The sequence below is a fragment of the Sphingopyxis macrogoltabida genome, from assembly GCF_001307295.1.
In the GTDB taxonomy this organism is placed as follows: domain Bacteria; phylum Pseudomonadota; class Alphaproteobacteria; order Sphingomonadales; family Sphingomonadaceae; genus Sphingopyxis; species Sphingopyxis macrogoltabida_B.
In genome coordinates this window covers 1,322,668-1,339,758 of the sequence record NZ_CP012700.1, presented here as the reverse complement: position 1 = coordinate 1,339,758, position 17,091 = coordinate 1,322,668, and the positions used below count along the sequence as shown (strand labels likewise).

18 protein-coding genes, 1 tRNA gene and 1 pseudogene are annotated in these 17,091 nt (G+C 62.6%); 9 read left to right on the top strand and 11 right to left on the bottom strand.

All coding sequences use genetic code 11. The features are described from left to right. Positions 1-39 precede the first annotated feature (39 nt). The 3 genes and pseudogenes from AN936_RS06245 to AN936_RS06235 form a co-directional block, all read right to left on the bottom strand. Positions 40-2,691 (bottom strand): TonB-dependent receptor plug domain-containing protein, encoded by a 2,652-nt coding sequence (locus AN936_RS06245; RefSeq protein WP_158500054.1) that lies wholly within the window; start codon positions 2,689-2,691, stop codon positions 40-42. Continuing rightward, positions 2,663-3,451: pseudogene (locus tag AN936_RS06240) on the bottom strand (SDR family oxidoreductase). The gene AN936_RS06245 and the pseudogene AN936_RS06240 overlap by 29 nt, the downstream one beginning before the upstream one ends. Then, the gene (locus tag AN936_RS06235; RefSeq protein WP_054587378.1) at positions 3,448-3,825 is read right to left on the bottom strand and encodes a nuclear transport factor 2 family protein; all 378 of its coding nucleotides are present in this window, start codon (positions 3,823-3,825) and stop codon (positions 3,448-3,450) included. Before AN936_RS06235 ends, AN936_RS06240 begins: the two are co-directional and overlap by 4 nt. 98 nt (positions 3,826-3,923) lie before the next feature. Between AN936_RS06235 and AN936_RS06230 the strand changes: the two genes are divergently transcribed. After that, positions 3,924-4,835 carry a LysR family transcriptional regulator gene (locus AN936_RS06230; RefSeq protein WP_054587377.1) on the top strand — a complete coding sequence of 304 codons (912 nt, stop codon included), beginning with the start codon at positions 3,924-3,926 and terminating at the stop codon, positions 4,833-4,835. Positions 4,836-4,961: 126 nt separating this feature from the next. Here the strand turns inward: AN936_RS06230 and fixJ are convergent, their stop codons facing one another. Both fixJ and AN936_RS06220 read right to left on the bottom strand, forming a co-directional pair. Next, positions 4,962-5,582, bottom strand: a complete 621-nt coding sequence (gene fixJ / locus AN936_RS06225; protein WP_054587376.1) for a response regulator FixJ — start codon at positions 5,580-5,582, stop codon at positions 4,962-4,964. Beyond that, positions 5,572-6,966, bottom strand: a complete 1,395-nt coding sequence (locus AN936_RS06220) for a PAS domain-containing sensor histidine kinase (protein ID WP_234715759.1) — start codon at positions 6,964-6,966, stop codon at positions 5,572-5,574. The genes fixJ and AN936_RS06220 overlap by 11 nt, the downstream gene beginning before the upstream one ends. A 231-nt stretch (positions 6,967-7,197) precedes the next feature. Here AN936_RS06220 and AN936_RS06215 point away from each other — a divergent pair, with 231 nt between their 5' ends. The 5 genes from AN936_RS06215 to AN936_RS06195 are packed head-to-tail and all read left to right on the top strand — an operon-like array spanning position 7,198 to position 9,433. Further along, a complete protein-coding gene (locus AN936_RS06215; RefSeq protein ID WP_054587374.1) occupies positions 7,198-7,887 on the top strand; it encodes an alternative oxidase in 690 nt (229 codons plus the stop codon). A 26-nt stretch (positions 7,888-7,913) separates the two neighbouring features. Beyond that, a complete protein-coding gene (locus AN936_RS06210) occupies positions 7,914-8,258 on the top strand; it encodes a hypothetical protein (protein WP_054587373.1) in 345 nt (114 codons plus the stop codon). A gap of 38 nt (positions 8,259-8,296) precedes the next feature. Beyond that, the gene (locus AN936_RS06205) at positions 8,297-8,746 is read left to right on the top strand and encodes a globin domain-containing protein (protein WP_054587372.1); all 450 of its coding nucleotides are present in this window, start codon (positions 8,297-8,299) and stop codon (positions 8,744-8,746) included. A gap of 10 nt (positions 8,747-8,756) precedes the next feature. Next, on the top strand, positions 8,757-9,143 hold the full coding sequence (locus AN936_RS06200; RefSeq protein ID WP_054587371.1) for a group III truncated hemoglobin: 387 nt from the start codon (positions 8,757-8,759) through the stop codon (positions 9,141-9,143). Beyond that, positions 9,140-9,433 carry a DUF1971 domain-containing protein gene (locus tag AN936_RS06195; protein ID WP_054587370.1) on the top strand — a complete coding sequence of 98 codons (294 nt, stop codon included), beginning with the start codon at positions 9,140-9,142 and terminating at the stop codon, positions 9,431-9,433. Before AN936_RS06200 ends, AN936_RS06195 begins: the two co-directional genes overlap by 4 nt. A gap of 73 nt (positions 9,434-9,506) precedes the next feature. Here AN936_RS06195 and AN936_RS06190 read toward each other — a convergent pair whose 3' ends face one another. Continuing rightward, positions 9,507-9,767: a hypothetical protein gene (locus tag AN936_RS06190; RefSeq protein ID WP_054587369.1), complete on the bottom strand. Its 261-nt coding sequence runs from the start codon at positions 9,765-9,767 to the stop codon at positions 9,507-9,509. A 375-nt stretch (positions 9,768-10,142) separates the two neighbouring features. Between AN936_RS06190 and AN936_RS06185 the strand changes: the two genes are divergently transcribed. After that, positions 10,143-10,445, top strand: a complete 303-nt coding sequence (locus AN936_RS06185; RefSeq protein ID WP_054587368.1) for a DUF1153 domain-containing protein — start codon at positions 10,143-10,145, stop codon at positions 10,443-10,445. Between the two features lie 554 nt (positions 10,446-10,999). On the opposite strand, the gene AN936_RS06180 is transcribed toward AN936_RS06185, so the two are convergent. Further along, positions 11,000-11,314, bottom strand: coding sequence for a hypothetical protein (locus AN936_RS06180; RefSeq protein ID WP_054587367.1), 315 nt, complete (start codon positions 11,312-11,314; stop codon positions 11,000-11,002). A 74-nt stretch (positions 11,315-11,388) separates the two neighbouring features. Here AN936_RS06180 and AN936_RS06170 point away from each other — a divergent pair. Continuing rightward, a protein-coding gene (locus AN936_RS06170; RefSeq protein WP_149037603.1) for an IS3 family transposase occupies positions 11,389-12,503 on the top strand; the annotation gives its coding sequence in 2 pieces (ribosomal slippage) (positions 11,389-11,641 and positions 11,641-12,503; 1,116 coding nt in all). A 269-nt stretch (positions 12,504-12,772) separates the two neighbouring features. On the opposite strand, the gene AN936_RS06165 is transcribed toward AN936_RS06170, so the two are convergent. The 3 genes from AN936_RS06165 to AN936_RS06155 all read right to left on the bottom strand — a co-directional run bounded on the left by AN936_RS06165 (position 12,773) and on the right by AN936_RS06155 (position 15,643). Beyond that, positions 12,773-14,236, bottom strand: coding sequence for a tyrosine-type recombinase/integrase (locus AN936_RS06165; protein ID WP_084758212.1), 1,464 nt, complete (start codon positions 14,234-14,236; stop codon positions 12,773-12,775). A 191-nt stretch (positions 14,237-14,427) separates the two neighbouring features. After that, positions 14,428-14,502 (bottom strand) — tRNA-Gln (locus AN936_RS06160). 55 nt (positions 14,503-14,557) lie between these two features. Beyond that, positions 14,558-15,643, bottom strand: a complete 1,086-nt coding sequence (locus tag AN936_RS06155) for a branched-chain amino acid aminotransferase (RefSeq protein WP_054587364.1) — start codon at positions 15,641-15,643, stop codon at positions 14,558-14,560. Between the two features lie 79 nt (positions 15,644-15,722). Between AN936_RS06155 and AN936_RS06150 the strand changes: the two genes are divergently transcribed. Continuing rightward, positions 15,723-16,235, top strand: a complete 513-nt coding sequence (locus AN936_RS06150) for a MarR family winged helix-turn-helix transcriptional regulator (RefSeq protein ID WP_054587363.1) — start codon at positions 15,723-15,725, stop codon at positions 16,233-16,235. Between the two features lie 2 nt (positions 16,236-16,237). Here AN936_RS06150 and proC read toward each other — a convergent pair whose 3' ends face one another. Further along, entirely contained in the window at positions 16,238-17,068 is an 831-nt protein-coding gene (gene proC, locus AN936_RS06145) for a pyrroline-5-carboxylate reductase (RefSeq protein WP_054587362.1), read from the bottom strand. Between the last annotated feature and the right edge of the window lie 23 nt (positions 17,069-17,091).

Genomic DNA, 17,091 nt, shown 5'->3' with positions numbered 1-17,091 from the left:
GATCACCCCACGAAGGGGGTGCCTATTGCACGCTGATCCTCAGTTGTACGGGTCAAAGCCCAGATAGCCATTCCGGATCATCGGTGGACGCTGGTCAAAGACATTAGCGGCGACAAGTTGCACCTCCGCATCGGCCAATGCGGGCGACTTCGTGAGGCGCCCGAGATCGAACCCTAGGAACAGCGACGCGGTCGTGTAGGAGCCGACTTTAGCCGGCGTCACACCCGGACGGTTGTCGGTAAAACCGTCCACATAGTTTACCACCGAGCCGATCGATAAACCGCCGCGCCCCCACACCAAGCTGCCATTGAGCCTCAGATCCGAAGCCTGCGCATAGCCGTCGAGACGCGAAACCGGCGCGCCGCTTCCCGCGCGCAAATCAAGGTTCAATATGTACTGCCCGGTGACATGCAGTCGCGCGGTTCCGCCAAACAGGCCCGTGTCATAGGCAAGATCGAGATCGATCCCGTCGGTAGACTCGACCGCAAAATTCTGCGGTCTGATATCGATGATCGCCTGAACCTGCGAGATCAGGTCGCCCGGTATTTCGCTCGCGGCGTTCCAGACCAGTGTCTCGCCGCCATTGATGAACGGAACATTCGCCGCAAACCAGCGGAAGGTCGTCGGATTGTCGATAATGTCCCCCACCTGCCCTGCACTCGGATTCAGCAGGTTGAACCGTTGAAGGTCCGCCAACGTCGCCGCATCATCCTGCGACGGGGTAACGACCCGGCCCTTGATCTTGATGCGGTAATAGCCCGCCTTGACCGTTAGCCCCGGAAGAAAAACTGGAGTGAAGTCGGCTCCCACCGTAAATGAATCGGCCTGCTGCGTGCCGAGTCCAGGGTTGGCTCCGGCACGATAGATGACGAGTGCATCGCCATCGGGAATCGCCGGGTTCTGCTGCCCGGCGGGCAGATAAGGAAAAGGCTGGCTCCAGAAGGACACCTGCTCGGCGATGCCGATCGTGTCGCGAAAGCGCGGGACTAAGAAGGAGCGTGCAAAGGTGCCGCGCAGGGCCAGCGAACGATCGATTTGCCAGCGCACACCGACCTTTGGCGCGAGCGCGGAATCGAAACCCAGATCCTCATAGCGCGCTGCCGCCGACAGGGTCAGGCTCCGGACAAGCGGCACCGCCATGTCGGGGCCGACGATCGGCACATTCACTTCGCCGAACAGCGATTTCGCGCGCCGCTTCGCGCCGGCAAGGTGGAAGAAGATGGCGGCGTCGGTTGCGAGCGTCTCGACGCGATACTGCGCGCCGCCTGCAACGATGAGCGGCCCGGCAGGAAGCGCCGCGAGCGCGGTCTGTCCCGTGGCCTCCGCGACAAATAAAGTATTGCGGTGATTATAGCCGGTGACCCGTCCGCTGCCATAGGTGAGACGGCTGCCCGAATCCGTTTCGCCATAGTCGAAGTTCACATCGACTGCGGTCTCGCCCTCGCCGTCCCAGTGCATATTGCCATTGATCGTCCAGCCCGTCGTCTTGCTTCGATAGTCGCGGTTGCTGCGCGGGGTGTCGGGGAAATCGAGCCGCGCGCGCCGGTCGCGTCGGAAGCGCGAAGCATCGAGCGAGAGGGTGATATCACCGGCTTCCTGGCGGATGCCCGCATAAAAACCGCTCAAATCTTCCTGCGGCAACTGGCTGATCTGCAGCGGTGTTCCGCTCGAGACGACGGGATCGCCGACGAACTCGTCGCGGCGTTGATAGCTCGCCATCCCATAGATACTGCCGCTGCCCCAGCTGGTCGCGGCGAGCGCGCTGGCATCCCAGCTCTTCGCCCCCGTCTCGGTCATGACCCCGCCCCGCGCGCGCAGTTCGACCCCGTCCGTCGCCTTGCGAGTCACGATATTGACCACTCCTGCAACCGCGTCGGCGCCATAGGTCGCGGACGCCCCGTCGGAGATGATGTCGATCCGTTCTATGAGCGCCGAGGGGATGACCGAGACGGTCGAGGCCTCGACCATTCCGACCGAGGGCATGCGCCGGCCATTTACAAGCGTCAGCGTCGCGTCGGAAGCAAGACCGCGCAATGCGAAGGCGGAGAAGGCGTCGAACTGGTTGTAGGATGTCGCGGTGCTCAGCGAAGTCCCGATGCTGGTCGCCGCCGTGCCGAAATCGCTGAGGTCGGATGCGAAGTTCTGCGGGATAGTGAGGATATATTCCGACATCGAGTTCGAACCCGAACGCACAACGTCGCTCTTGTCATAAGTGAAGACCGGACTTGCTATATATTCGCGCGGCAGGCCGCGGATCAGCGAGCCGGTGACGACTATGTCCTTCCCTTCATCGACCGAAGATGTGTCTTCTGTCGGCTCACCCGTTTCATCGACAAGCTGCGCGCATACAGGTGATCCAAACAACAGGCACGCCGCGGCAACCGCGGCTCTCGAATATTCCATCGAATCCCCCAAGGCAGAAATGATATAGTATATCCTATCATTCGTGCCACCCTGTTCCGTCAAGCCGCAATCGGGTCCGCAACAAAATCGGCTTGGCATCACATCCGGGTTTGGCCGTTTGCGGACTGTCCGTTTTCGGTGCGATCCTGGATGAAACAGACATAGATATGCAGCTCGCATTGTCACGTGCGGGACAGGAACTGCCAAACTCGTCGCTTCCCGACGTCCGCTGAAAGCTGCGAACGTCGGGGCGATGACCTCAGAGGGTCGGAACCGTGCCGCCGTCAATAACGAACTCGGCGCCGTGGATCGCGGCAGCGTGATCCGAAGCGAGGTAGGCGATGAGGTCGGCGACCTCATGAGGATCGGCCGGACGCCCGATCGGGATCCCGCCGAGGCCGTCGAGAACGACCTGCCGCGCGTCCTCGATCGTACCGCCCTTGGCAGCCTGCAGCCGCTTCAGCAATTCCTCGGACGCTTCGGTCATGATCCAGCCCGGGGACACGACGTTGACCCGCACGCCCTTCGGCCCGAGCTACTTGGACACGGACTTGCTGTAGGTCCTGAGCGCGGCCTTCGCGGCGGCATAGGCAGTCGTCGATTCAGGAAGCGGCAGCACCGACTGGATGGAGGTGACATGCACCACCGCGCCGGCGCCACGCTCGATCATCTGCGGGACCAGAAGGCGATCGAGCCGGACCGTGGCCAGAAGGTTGAGGTTCAGTTCGTCGAGCCAGTGATCGTCGGTCAGGGCGACAAAGCCGCCCCCCGGCGAGGACGAGCCACCTATCACATGGGCCAAGATGTCCACGCCCCCCATATGCGCGAGCGCCGCTGCAGCGAGGCTCTCCCCGCCCGCCGCTGTCGTCAGGTCGGCCCGGACGAACTCTACGCCAGCAATGGGGTCAGGGTTTCCGCGGGCCGCGGTTATCACTCTGGCGCCACCTGCCAGGAAACGCTCGACGGTGGCGCGGCCCAACCCCTTGGTGCCGCCGCTGACGACGACACGCTTGCCGGCGAACTCGGTCGGATCAACGGTGACGCTCATAGCGTGATCTCCAGCGTCTGGATGGCGTCGTTCTCGAGCGTGAAGTCATAGGTGAAGCGGATCGGGCTGCCCTTGAAGTCGCCATGTGCGGGGCCCTCGACAACGATCTTGCCGTTCTCTTGGCGCACGCTGTCCGGCGTGAAGATCGCTTTTACGGCGACGACCTCGTCTTCGAACAGGGTCCTGATTTCGGGGAGGCCCGCGTGACGGTGGCCGTTGTCCACAATGAGCGCATCGGCTGCGAACGGCTTCAGCATGCCGTCAACGTCGAGCCGTGCATTGGCCTCGACAAAGTCGGCAATGGGTTTGGGCAGGGATGCAACAACCGCTTGGGTGCCGCGCTGCTTGGTGTCGGATTCGCTCCTGGTCTGCATGACAAGTCTCCTTCATTTGACTTGCCCCCGTTGTAAGACCAGCGCACTATCCAGATAAGTAGGCCAATCTGGCATGAGCTAGTGAAGGATTCGGGATAATGTCGCGACTGGCGCTTCGGGACTTCGACGCCGTTCTGGGCGTTGCACGCCGCGGATCCTTCCGGCAGGCCGCAATCGATCTGGGCATGTCGACGACGGCGCTCAGTCACATGATTGCGCGGATCGAAGCCGAGCTTGGCGTGCGCCTGTTCAACCGCACAACACGGAGCGTCGCATTGACCGACGCCGGTAGGATCTTCGTCGATCGCCTAGGTCCCTCGCTTCAGGACGTTCGCGAAACCATCGAGATCGTCCGCGAGCGCCGTGCAACGCCGACAGGAACGCTGCGGATCAACGCGCCGCCATTCGCAGCGCGTTCGCCTGCCTTCACCACTCTTCTCCTGGAATATTCGCGCCGCTATCCCGACATGCATGTCGATGTCGTGACCGAGGGACAACTGCGCGACATCGTCGCCGAGGGTTTCGACCTTGGCATTCGTGTGGCCTCGCTCGTTCCGACCGATATGATCGCCCTGTCACTCGGCGAGGCGCAGCGCTTCGCGGTGGTCGCCTCGCCAGCCTATCTGGCCACGCGATCACCACCGCTCGTGCCGACCGATCTCGTTTCACACGACTGCATTCGTGTCCGCTTGCCCGATGGCGCGCTCTACCGCTGGCATTTCGAGAAGGGCGGCGACACGGCGCAGATCGAGGTGAACGGCCCGATGACGTTCGACGAATTCAACCTGTCGCGCGCCGCTGTGCTGGCGGGCTTCGGTATCGGCTTCTATTTCGAACAGGATGTGATCGCCTATACCGAATCAGGAACGCTCGTCCGCCTGCTCGAAGACTGGACACCGCCTTTTCCGGGCCTTTGTCTTTACTATCCCGGCCGAAGGCATCCTTCCGCCGGGTTGGCCGCCTTCCTGTCTGTCGCTCGCGAGCTGGCGTCAACCCAGGCAAAATCGTAAACATCGACTGGGGGCCGAAAGAGGTCAGTCCTGTTCGGTACCTAATGATATGAAAGCAGCACTCTGGCTGGCTGACGCTTTCTCCCATCACGAACAGAGCAAAAGCTCGCCCGAACGTCGTCTTGATCAGTCAGAACCACTCATCTGGACTATGGTGGCCATACGCACGAGATCGGACAATGTTCTCGCCTGCATCTTCATCATTGCATTGGCGCGGTATACTTCAACGGTTCGCGCGCTGATCGAGAGATCGAAGGCGATCGCTTTGTTCGCTTTTCCGGCGACCAGCCTGTCGACGACCTCGCGCTCTCGAGCTGATAATGTCGCCAGTCGTTCGCCGATCGCTTTCGTCTCAGCACGCGCGGCTTCGCTCCCCGCCTGATGAGCCAGCGCCTGACGGATCGCACCAAGCATCGCCTCATCGTCGAACGGTTTTTCGATGAACTCGGCGACGCCGGCCTTCATCGCCTGAATCGCGAGCGGAACGTCAGCGTGGCCGGTGATGACGATGACGGGAGCCGTACCCCCCTGCGCTCTGATTTTCTCGACGAGTTCCATCCCGTTCGTGCCGGGCATACGTACGTCGGTCACAATACAGGCGCCGTCAAGCGCCGGCGACGCCGTCAGGAAGGCGTCGGCCGACGCGAAACCGCGAACGCGAATGCCGGCGCAGTCGAGCAGAAACTCCAGCGAATGCCGCGCCGCGTCGTCGTCATCGATCACATAGACGATTGGATCACTCGCCATCCAAAAATTCCTCCTCGCTGGCGGCCGGCAATGTGAAATGAAATTTCGAACCCCGACCGTTTTCGGACTCGACCCCGATTTTTCCCCCATGGGCTTCCACAATGGTCCGGGAAATCGACAAGCCTACGCCCATGCCTGTGCGTTTTGTCGTCACGAAGGGCTGAAACAACTGGCTTGCGATTTCCGGGGCAATGCCTGGCCCATTATCGGTCACACTGACCCGCGCCATGTCGGCATCCGGATCAATTGAGATGGTGAGCTCGCGCGTCCCGGGCAGCGATCCGGCCAGAGCATCAACGGCGTTGCGGACCAGATTGAGCACCACCTGCTGAATCTGAACCTTGTCGACGAGGACCCGGTCGATGACGGGATCGAAGGCGAATCTCACATGAATGTCATGCTCGCGCGCCCCGACGAGCGCGAGCGCGCTCGCCTCCTCGACGAGCTTGGGCAGGCTTTCAACGGCGCGTTCGGTTTCGCCGCGCGCTACGAAATCGCGCAAGCGCCGAATGATATCGCCCGCGCGAAGCGCCTCGCTCGCCGCCCGATCAACCGCATCGCCGAGGCGGTCGTGCGGCACTTCGTCGCGTGCCAATAACATCCGGCTGCCTTTCAGATAGTTTGCGATCGCCGAGAGGGGCTGATTGATCTCGTGGGCGAGCGCCGAGGCCATTTCGCCGAGGCTGGTCAGGCGCGAGACATGAACCAGCTCGTTCTGCAGTTCCTGCAGGCGCGTCTCTGCCTGCTGCCGCTCGGTGAGATCGCGAATGAAGCCGGTAAAGAAACGTTCGCCGCCCGCGCGCATCTCGCCGACCGATAATTCGATTGGGAAGGTCGAGCCGTCGCGGCGTTCGCCGACGACGACGCGACCCTTGCCGATGATACGCCGTTCGCCTGTCCGGTAATATCGGTCGAGATAATCATCGTGCGCGGTGCGGTAGGGCTCGGGCATGAGCATGCGGACGTTGCGTCCGATCGCTTCATGCGCCTGCCAGCCGAACATGCGTGTGGCGGCCGGACTGAAGTCCCGAACCGTTCCGCCTTCGTCGATGACGACCATCGCGTCGGGTACGGTTTCGAGGATCGAGCGCAGATGCGCCTCACGACCGGCGAGGCTAGCGGCAGCGGCCTCGGTCTCCACCCGTGCGTGCTGAAACCATTCGCCACCAACCGCAATTGCAAGGGAGATCACAAGAAAGGCCGATGCCGCGATCCAGCTGCCGCTCTCGACAGGGCCGATGCGGCTGTCACACAACAGCCCCGCGACGGCGCCCGCGAGCGCCGCCAGGACCCCGGCCCGCCAGCCCGACAAGGCGCCAGCGAGGACGACGCCGGGCACGAAGAAGATGAACGTCGCACGCTGGCCAAGATCGTCGGCGAACAATAGCCGGATGCCGGCGCCAGCCGCAATCGCCAGCATCGCAATCCCGAAGGCGGCAGCCACCGGGATACGCGGCAGAAAGCGGCTCGCAAAGCTCGCGCGAGGTACCTCCGTTAAATCCCCTAGGGGAGTTGCGGTAGGGACATCATCCAAATTTCAGCGCTCCAGCAACCAGCCTATTCCCGATCCAACGACGGCATCCGTAACCCCTGCCGCCGGAACGGAGAAGTTCCCATGACCGCACCTTTCATCGATCTCAGCGTCCATCACAACCCCAAGGGCGTATCCGATCGGGTCGCTTACGGCTTCACCAAAGTTCTGAGGTGGTGCGCCGATACCTTCTTTGCCGAACGCTATGGGCATCGCGCAGTGGTGCTGGAGACGGTGGCGGCCGTCCCGGGAATGGTCGGCGCGACAATCAACCATCTCGCTTGCCTCCGGCGCATGTGCGACGACAGGGGCTGGATCAAGACGCTCATGGACGAAGCCGAGAATGAGCGCATGCACCTGATGACCTTTATCGAGATTTCGAAGCCGACGCTCTTCGAACGGGCCGTGATTATCGGCGTCCAGTGGGTATTTTATCTGTGCTTCTTCGCGCTGTATCTCGTCAGCTCGAAGACCGCACACCGCGTCGTCGGCTATTTCGAGGAAGAGGCGGTGATCAGCTATACGCATTATCTCGCCGAGATCGACGAAGGCCGCAGCATGAATGTGCCGGCGCCGAAAATCGCGCGCGATTATTGGGGACTGCCGTTCAATGCGACCTTGCGCGATGTCGTTCTGGTCGTGCGGGCGGACGAAGCGCACCACCGCGACGTGAACCATGGCTTCGCTAACGAACTCGCCGGCTTGCCCGTCGGTCCCGTCGCCGAATGCCCGCCGCACATCACGCTCGAGCCGCATTGGAAGACGGCCGCCTGACGGCTCGCGGAGGAAGGAGAAGGATCATGGATCGCACCATCGCACTCTTTGGGAGCGATCCTGCCCTTCTCTCCTCGCTCCGGTTCGCGCTGACGCTCGACGGCTTCACGCTCTCGCAGGAGGCCAAGGAACCCGCAAGCGAGGCTTGCCTCATAATCGACCAGGACTTCCAGGGCGACGGCCTCGCCTGGCTCGCAAGCCAGCGGGCGTTGGGAAACCTGTCGCCGGCCCTCCTGCTCGTGACCCATCCCGACCGCGCCTTGCGGGCATCAGCGGCCGCGCTTGGTTGCCGACTGATCGACAAACCGCTGACCGGTGACGAACTCACGGAAGCCCTGACCGATATATTCGCGGACCGACAAATTGCCTGACCGGCCGCTCCCTCGCCTCCCCAAAAAAGGATTACACAATGCGCACTGCATCCGCCGAAGCCATGGTCATCGTCAAATCGACGGCCCCGGCGCTGGAAAAGCACGGGCTTGCAATCACGACGGCGATGTACGCCCGCCTGTTCCAAAACCGCGACATTGAAGCAATGTTCGATCGCGCCGCCCAGGACAGCGGCGAGCAGCCCAAGCGGCTGGCCGGAGCGATCATTGCTTATGCGCGCAACATCGACAAGCTGCCCAATCTTGGTCCCGCCGTCTCGCGCATGGTGGCGCGTCACCTAGAAACCGGGGTCAAACCGGATCATTATCCCCATGTCGCCGAGGCGCTTCTCCCTGCTATCCGCGAGGTGCTGGGTGACGAGGTGGCGACCGACGAAGTCCTGGCGGCGTGGGGCGAAGCCTATTGGATGCTCGCCGACATTCTCATAGCGGCGGAGGCGCAGGCATATGAAGATACCGCTGCCGCATAGGAGAACTTTGATGTCGGATGAAAAGCTCTCGGAACAGGATATTAATCACCTCATTCCGGAATTCTATAGTCGGGTGCGCGCCGATACGATCTTGGGTCCGATTTTCGACGGAGCCATCACGGACTGGCCTGATCATCTTCGCAAGCTTCAGGATTTCTGGCATTCGATCATGTTCACGAGCGGGCGCTACAAGGGACAGCCGATGGTCGCGCATGTCCGGCACGCAGAGCACATGACATCGCAGAATTTCGAGCGCTGGCTGAGTATCTGGCGGCGTACAACCGACGAGCTGCTCGCCCCCGATGTCGCTGCAACGCTCCAGGTCAAGGCAGATCGCATCGCCGAAAGCCTGCAACTCGGGGTCCAATTTCACCGCGAGCGATCGGCGACGTCATGACCACGGAACTGCCGCGCGACGTCAAGCCCTATAAACGCACCCCAAGCTTTACCGAAGCGACCATTCCCGCGGGCCTGCTCGGGGATCATGCGACGAAAGCCGGCACTTGGGGCCTGATCCGCGTCGAGGAAGGCCTACTGCGCTATATAGTGAGCGACCCGCGCCGGCCGCGTCGGGTATCGATCCTGTCCGCCGGCGGTGACGCTGGCATTGTCGAGCCGACAATTATTCATTGCGTCGAACCCGTCGGATCAGTTCGCTTCCACGTCGAATTTTTCCGCGAGGAGTGAAACGCTGGCCGGTTGCAGTCAGGCAAGTTTCAGGCAGGAAATTTCGGAAGCGGACGTCGCCGTCGCCGAGCCGCTACGATGGATCGGTGGGCGGAAAGCGCAATGTGGTCGCGATCTGAGCTTCGGCCGTGGTTGCTTCAGCAATGAGCAGGCGCAGTGCCTTTACGGTGTCTTCCAAAAGCCCATCACCGAGAGGCCGCTCGCCATTAATGAAACGGCGGACGGCCCGCTCGTCTATGCCAAGGCGCCGCGAGAATGCCGTGGTGCCGCCAAACAGTTGGACGCAATAAGCAAAATGCTCGCGTCGCTCGTCCACTGAAAATGACGCGGCCATTGTTTCCCCTTTTCGTTCGCTGCCAGTGGCCATAGGCGATCTGTCGGATGAGGCGCAATCGACCAATTGCGGGTATTGGAAGTTGCGCCAAGCCGCGCACCGCGGGAGTTGGCCGACAGCGGCTACCCTATCAGAATTTGAGAGTGTTCGTGGTTTTGCCTGAGCAGTTTGTGCGCTGAAAGCGATGACCGCCGGGTGGGATGTCGGGCGGCATCGACGTGGCGGGCGGGAGGTGACGCCGGGCAAAAGCGCCTAACGGTTCGTCGCAATTAACAATGTTTGCCGAAGCTTTGTTTACGCGATTTCGCGAGTGATTTTCCGTTGCACAGAGCCGGGGGGCACACTGCGGCAGAAGCCGCGCGACGGAGAATCGAAGTGCTCGAAAACCAGAAAATACGGCCGGCGGCGGTGATCGGCCCGCACGGCGAAGAATTGACATTGGATAATCTTCCACCGCCGGAAACGACGCGCTGGGTCAGCCGGCGCAAGGCACAGGTCGTCGCCGCCATCGAAGGCGGGTTGATTACCTCCGAAGAAGCGTGCGCCCGTTATCGAATGAGCCGGGAGGAACTCGCGAATTGGCAGCGTCTGTTCGACCGGATCGGCGTACCCGGCCTGCGCACGACGCGCATACAGCATTATCGCGAGCAATTTCCCGATCGGTTGTTGTCTTCATAGCGCCCCGCGCGGCAACTCGTCGCAAAGCGGCCCTGAAATCAATATTTCGTTAACTATATCGGACGATCCTCTCCGCATCGGAACATCGATGCCGCAAAGTCTCCTAACCCCCACGGGCGGCAGCGATCAGGGCGGCGGTTGCTGGTCCCAGCCGCCGCCCTTTCCGTGCCGGTTCCGATCGGGTTCCGCGCGGGCGTCCGATACAGCGCCGGTCGTGCAAATCTTGTCGAAAGAGACCGATCGGCCGCTTCGACCCGCCATGCCCGGTCGGGCGGCGATGATGCTGCGAGCCAGGCGGTCCGCCCCGTACATCGCCGTCGGATCCGGCGTCGCGTTATACCTCGGCGCACGCGGCCACGCCGAGTTCTGCTATGCGACAACTATCGGATCGACGTCGAGCATGCGTCATCGGCGATGGCGATGGCACGAATGCAAGCTAGATCGGCCCGCGTTCAATGGGGCCCAGCAGCATGATTTTCACGGAGCGCCCTCTAAGCGGCTTCCGGCCGATCCATCGTCTACATGCGTCATAGAGTGGCCGCTCGCTGACCCTCCTAACTTAACCGCGCATTCTTGGGCGGCAGGAATGCGCGGGTGAAGATACTGCGCGTTGCCGGGGTTCGCGGGAGAGATTTGGTTTCGACCATCGCGGCGATCGCACGCGACAGGCGCGCGTCGCTGGCGTCGCCGATACCCAGCGCAGCGCGTTCGGCATGGTTCATTTCGTGGCGCAGCGTTTCGGTAAGGCGCGATAACTCCACTTCGCGGCGCAGACTCGAATCGCGGCGCATCGCCGCTGCCACAGCCGCCTCCGGATCGCGGACGGCATCGATCACGCCACGATTGAAGGCTCGCACGATCCGCTTCACGTCGTGGGGGTTGACGTGCTCCCCTGAAATGTGACCGATTTTGAGTAGAGTCCGACGCGAAGGAGTCGGACGTAATGAAGCGAAGCAGGTTCAGCGAAGAGCAGATCATCGCGATATTGAAGGAGCATGAGGCGGGGATGCCGACGGCGGATGTATGCCGCCGGCACGGGATCAGCTCGGCGACCTTCTACAAGTATAAGGCCAAGTTCGGGGGTCTGGACGTGTCGGAGGCGCGGCGGCTTCGGGCGCTTGAGGACGAGAATGCGAAGCTGAAGAAGCTTCTGGCCGAGGCGATGCTGGACAATGCGGTGCTGAAGGATCTGACATCAAAAAAATGGTGACGCCCGGCGCCAAGCGGGAAGCCGTCGCATATGCTCGTGACCATCACGGGCTGAGCGAGCGTCGGGCGTGCAGCCTGGTCGGCGTGAGCCGCCGGGTGATCAGATATGAGCCGACGAGGCCGGATGACGGTGCTCTGCGGCAACGCCTGCGCGAGCTGGCGGCCGAGCGCCGCCGGTTCGGCTATCGTCGTCTGGGGTATCTTCTGGCGCGGGAGGGCATGCGCCCGAACCACAAGAAGCTGCTGCGTATCTATCGCGAAGAGGGACTGCGGGTCCGCCGCCGTGGTGGCCGCAAGCGGGCCTTGGGCACGCGGGCGCCGATGGCACTGCCGCAGGGTCCGAACCAGCGCTGGTCGCTCGACTTCGTATCGGACAGCCTGGTGTGCGGTCGGCGGTTCCGCATCCTGTGCATCGTCGATGACTTTACGCGGGAGTGTCTGGCGCTGGTGGCCGATACGTCGCTGTCGGGCATCCGCGTTGCCCGGGAACTGACGACGCTGATCGGCCTGCAGGGGAAGCCTCACATGGTCGTCAGCGACAACGGCACCGAACTGACCTCGTCGGCGATCCTGCGCTGGTCGCAGGAGCGTCAGGTCGAATGGCATTATATCGCGCCGGGGAAGCCGATGCAGAACGGCTTCGTTGAAAGCTTCAACGGACGCCTGCGTGACGAATGCCTCAACGAGACCCTGTTCACGTCGCTGGCGCATGCCCGCTTCGTGCTCATGGCTTGGCGATACGATTATAATCACGTCAGGCCGCACTCGAAACTGGGCGGGCAAACACCCGCCGAGATCGCCGCCATCCCATCAATCAACCATCATGAAGGAGCCGGACTCTACCTCTGACTGGTAACAATCAGGGGAGCACGTCAATCCGGACACCTACATCTGGATGGAAGGCTGCTTTCGGGCGTCAGGCAATCGAGGTCGGAACGGCCGACATCGGGCGCGAAGCGGCCAGCTTTGACCTGCCCATAGAGAGCCGATTCAACGCGTGTCTGCGCTCCTGCAAGATGGATGGGCAGGGCGGATTGTAAGGCGCGTCCCGCTTCCCATGTCGCCTCAAGATTTAGGCTCTATCGAGTAGCAAGGTGACCGCATCATACGGCTCAGACCTACTTACGGCGGATGAATTCGCTCTGAAGGCTCGGCTTTCGCGGCGCCAGATCGACCGATTGCGGAAACAACGACCGGACGGATTCCCCAGAGAGTATGAACTTGGTAGCGGACGGAGCAAACATCGGAACTGCCCCCGCTTCCGGTTGTCCGATGTCGAGGCGTGGCTGGATTCGCGCGCTCTCTGGTAGGTTGAACCGCACGGAATAGCTCGCCGGCTTTGGCGCAACAGCATCAGGAACACCAAGCTGCGCCGCAACGCCGATCCGCTTCGCGATGCTCACAATCTCCTGCTCCCATTTGAGAAACCAAGCCGCCTTTTCTTCTTCATACTCATAGCCATCGTAGATGCGCTCCATTCCGGAACGCAGATGATTCAACATGGCTTCCGCCGTCTCGAAATCGACCTTGAGACGTTTTGTATTGCTGCGGACAGTCCGCCGCAGGTCATGCGGGGTAAAGCGTTCGACAGGATGACCGGCGATGACCGCCATCCGCGCAAGCACCCGGTCGCGCGCCTTGTACCAGATGCTTTCGTTTCGCGGCCCACCCTTGCGCGGCGCGGGAAAGACCCACTCGTCGTCGCTCGCGATGAGCGAGCGTCCCCAAGGTCCGAGCGCGATTGTGTGGGCAGAAGAGTTTTTGGAGCGCGACACCGGAATCGTCCAGACCCCCGCGACGACCTCGTCCGAGCGCGCACCGCCGACCTCCGATATGCGCGCCGCAGTCAGCAGCCAGAGCAGCATTCCTCTTTGGAACTCCCGCTTTTCGTCGACCAAGGCTTTCAGAAACCACTCGATCTCCAAAAGACTGAGTTTCCTGGTGCGAGACTTCTCCGGAAAGCGAAGATCGTTGAGCCGCTTCGAGGGATCGCTTTCAAGCCCGACCTCCAGACCTCGAAGTGAAGCGGCCCACCCGAAGAACACTTTCAGTTCAGCCGCGAGGCGGTTCGCGCGCACCTTGGCAGTCTTGCCTTTCGCCTGAACGAGCTTGATGAGATCGCGCTCTGTCACGTCGTAGATGCAGCGCTTGCCGAGCTTCGGCTCGATGTCGCACGCGAAAATCTTGCGCTTGTCCTTGATAGTCCGCGGCTTGTTCGGCCGCCTTGCGCGCGAAGATCGCCCTTCATCCACCGCTATCATGTAGAGGGCATGTGCCTTGGCAACCGTCATTCCGGACCGCTTCTCCGCCTCGCGGCGCGCCTCCCGAGGATCGATTCCGGCTTCCACCTGCTCGTTGAGCGGGCGTGCCCACTCCCGCGCCGTAGCGATCGACGTCGCCGGATATCGACCCCCGAAGACCGAAATAATGACAAGTTTTCCGGCAATCTTGCGCCGAAAACGCCAGCGTTTCTTGCCGCCTTCCAAGACCTCGATCATCAATCCGGGCGTCAGTGGATCTGATAAATGCCCATTTTTCAACGCGTCCAGCGTCGCAGGCGTGAATGCAATCGTCTTTGCCATGCCGAACTCCGTCGGCTCCCGGCGCAAATCAAATCATGACAAGAATCGTGACAACAGAGCCGTCAAACCCGGTCTATCCGAGGCGGACCGAGTCTAACTGAGGCGCGGAGGCGCCGATTGTCCATCTTGTGCTAAGTTGCTGCGCGGGCTCCGAATTTTAAGGATTCAGAGCCCGGTTCCTAGGTTCCGGCTGGCTGGGGCGGCAGGATTCGAACCTGCGAATGGCGGCATCAAAAGCCGCTGCCTTACCACTTGGCGACGCCCCAACGGGCCGGTGCGAGCGCGTCTATAGCGCCTGACGGCTGCTTGGCAAGCGAAGGGTCAGAGCCGCGTGACCCAGCCGTGCGGGTCTTCGGCGCGGCCGCGCTGGATGTCGACGAGCTTGCTCTTGAGCATCTCGGTAACCTGTCCCGGACCGCCGGCGCCGATCGTGAAGCTCGTCTCGCCGCGCGTCACCTTGCCGACCGGCGTCACCACCGCCGCGGTGCCGCAGGCAAAGCTTTCGGTCAGGCGGCCGCTTTCCGCATCGGCCTGCCACTGGTCGATCGCATAGGGCTCTTCGCGCACCGTCAGGCCGGCATCGCGGGCCAGCGTGATGATCGCGTCGCGGGTGATGCCGGGCAGGATCGTACCCGTCAGCGGCGGCGTCACGATGCTGCCGTCGTCGAAGACGAAGAACATGTTCATGCCACCCAGTTCCTCGATCCAGCGATGCTCGGCGGCGTCGAGGAAAACGACCTGGTCGTGCCCCTTGGCGATCGCCTCGCGCTGCGCGATGAGGCTGGAGGCATAGTTGCCGCCGCATTTCGCGGCGCCGGTGCCGCCCGGGGCGGCGCGCGTATAATCTTCCGACACCCACAGCGAGATCGCCGGCGCCCCCGACTTGAAATAATTGCCGACCGGCGAGGTGATGACGAGGAACTGATATTCCGACGCCGGCTTGACGCCGAGGAACACCTCGCTCGCGAACATGAAGGGGCGCAGGTACAGCGCGCCGCCGTCGACCGGCGGGAACCAGTGTGCGTCGGCGGCGACGGCTTCCTTTACCGCGGCGATGAACATCTCCTCGGGCAGTTCGGCCATCGCCATCCGGCGCGCGCTGGCGTTGAAACGCGCGGCATTGGCTCCGGGGCGGAACAGCGCCATCGAGCCGTCTTCGAGCCGATAGGCCTTCAGCCCTTCAAAGATTTCCTGCGCATAATGGAGCACCGCGGTCGCGGGATCGATCGCCAGCGGTCCGCGCGGCATCACCTGCGCATCGTGCCAGCCCTTGTCGTCCGAATAGCGGATTGAGACCATGTGATCGGTGAAAACGCGCCCGAACGCCGGGTCCGCGATCGCCGCCGCGCGTACATCGTCCGCAGTCGGGTTGGGATGCGGCAGACGGTTGAAGGCGGGAGCGAGCATGGCGTAAATACCTGTTGGCTGGGGTTGAATGGTGCGCGCCTCTTGCCAAAGCACGGCCTCGCGCGCAACGGTAGCGACTATGCCGGATGAAAATTTTCTTTCACAAGTTCCTGCCGCCTCTGCCCTTTTCTTGCGCGAGGAGGAGGTGCGCCGGGGTATCGAATATCTGTTTTTCGCCCATGGTGCGCTGTGGCGCGCGATCGACGCGCGCCTTGCCGAAAACGAGCTTGGACGGGCGCATTACCGGGCGCTTTATTTCATCGCGCGCCAACCGGGACTGACGATTACCGACCTTCTGACCCTGCTCGGCATCACCAAGCAGTCGCTCGGCCGGGTGGTCAAGGAACTCGAAGCGCGCGAGATGCTGGTCACGCGTCCGGGCAACCGCGACCGACGGCAAAAGGAACTGCGCCTGACCGAAGCAGGCCGCGCGCTCGAAAAATCGGTCTTCGTGTTACTTCGCGACGCGATGAGCCGCGCCTACACCCACGCCGGACAGGCCGCCGTGACCGGCTTCTGGCAGGTCAGCGAAGCGCTGGTTCCGGCGCGCGAGCGTAGCCGGATCGCGGCGCTGGGGCGGGAGCCCGGTTAGGGTCAGCCGTCGCCGCGCGCGATGTCGGCGAGTTCGCGGCCGCGATCGCGCGCTGCGCGCAGCACATTGGTCATCAACGCGACAAGCTGCCCACCCTCATCGAGCACGTCGAGCCCGGCCTGCGTCGTGCCGCCCTTGCTCGCGACCTGCGCCGCGAGCGCGCCCGGCTTCTCACCGCTGCTTTCGAGCAGCGCGGTCGCGCCGCCGAAGGTCGCGATCGCCAGTCGCAGCGAATCGTCGGCCGACAGGCCCAGCCGCTCGCCCGCGGCGGCATAGGATTCGATCAGGCGAAACACGAAGGCAGGACCGCTGCCGGTAAAGGCCGTGACGAGGTCCATCGTCGAATCGTCGGCAAGCGCGACAACCGTGCCCAGCGGCTTGAGAAGCGATGTGACGGCCGCCTCGTCGATCTCGCCCAGGCTGGCGACCGCCGACACGCCCGCGCCGATGCGCGCGGCAAGGTTGGGCAGGATGCGCACCTGCGCCTTCGCGGCGGGAAAGCGCGCGGCCAGATCGGCAAGCGAGACGCCAGCGAGGATCGAGAGCAGGTGCGTATCGCCCTGCACGACCGGCGCGAGATCGCCCGCCACTTCGCCGAGCTGCTGCGGCTTCATGCCCAGCATCACCCATTCGGCGGCACCCTCGGCGGCCGACCAGTCGGCGAGCGAGGCGAAATGCGCGATTCCCTCGCGCGGCGCCGCAAACGGATCGACGATCGCGACCTGCGCCGGATCGAGCCCCGCCGCGAGCCAGCGGTCGAGCATGGCCCCCGCCATATTCCCGCAGCCGACCAGCAGCATGCGCCCCGCAAATTTCCCCAATGTTTTCGTCATGGTCCCTGTCTTCTTGTCCGTTT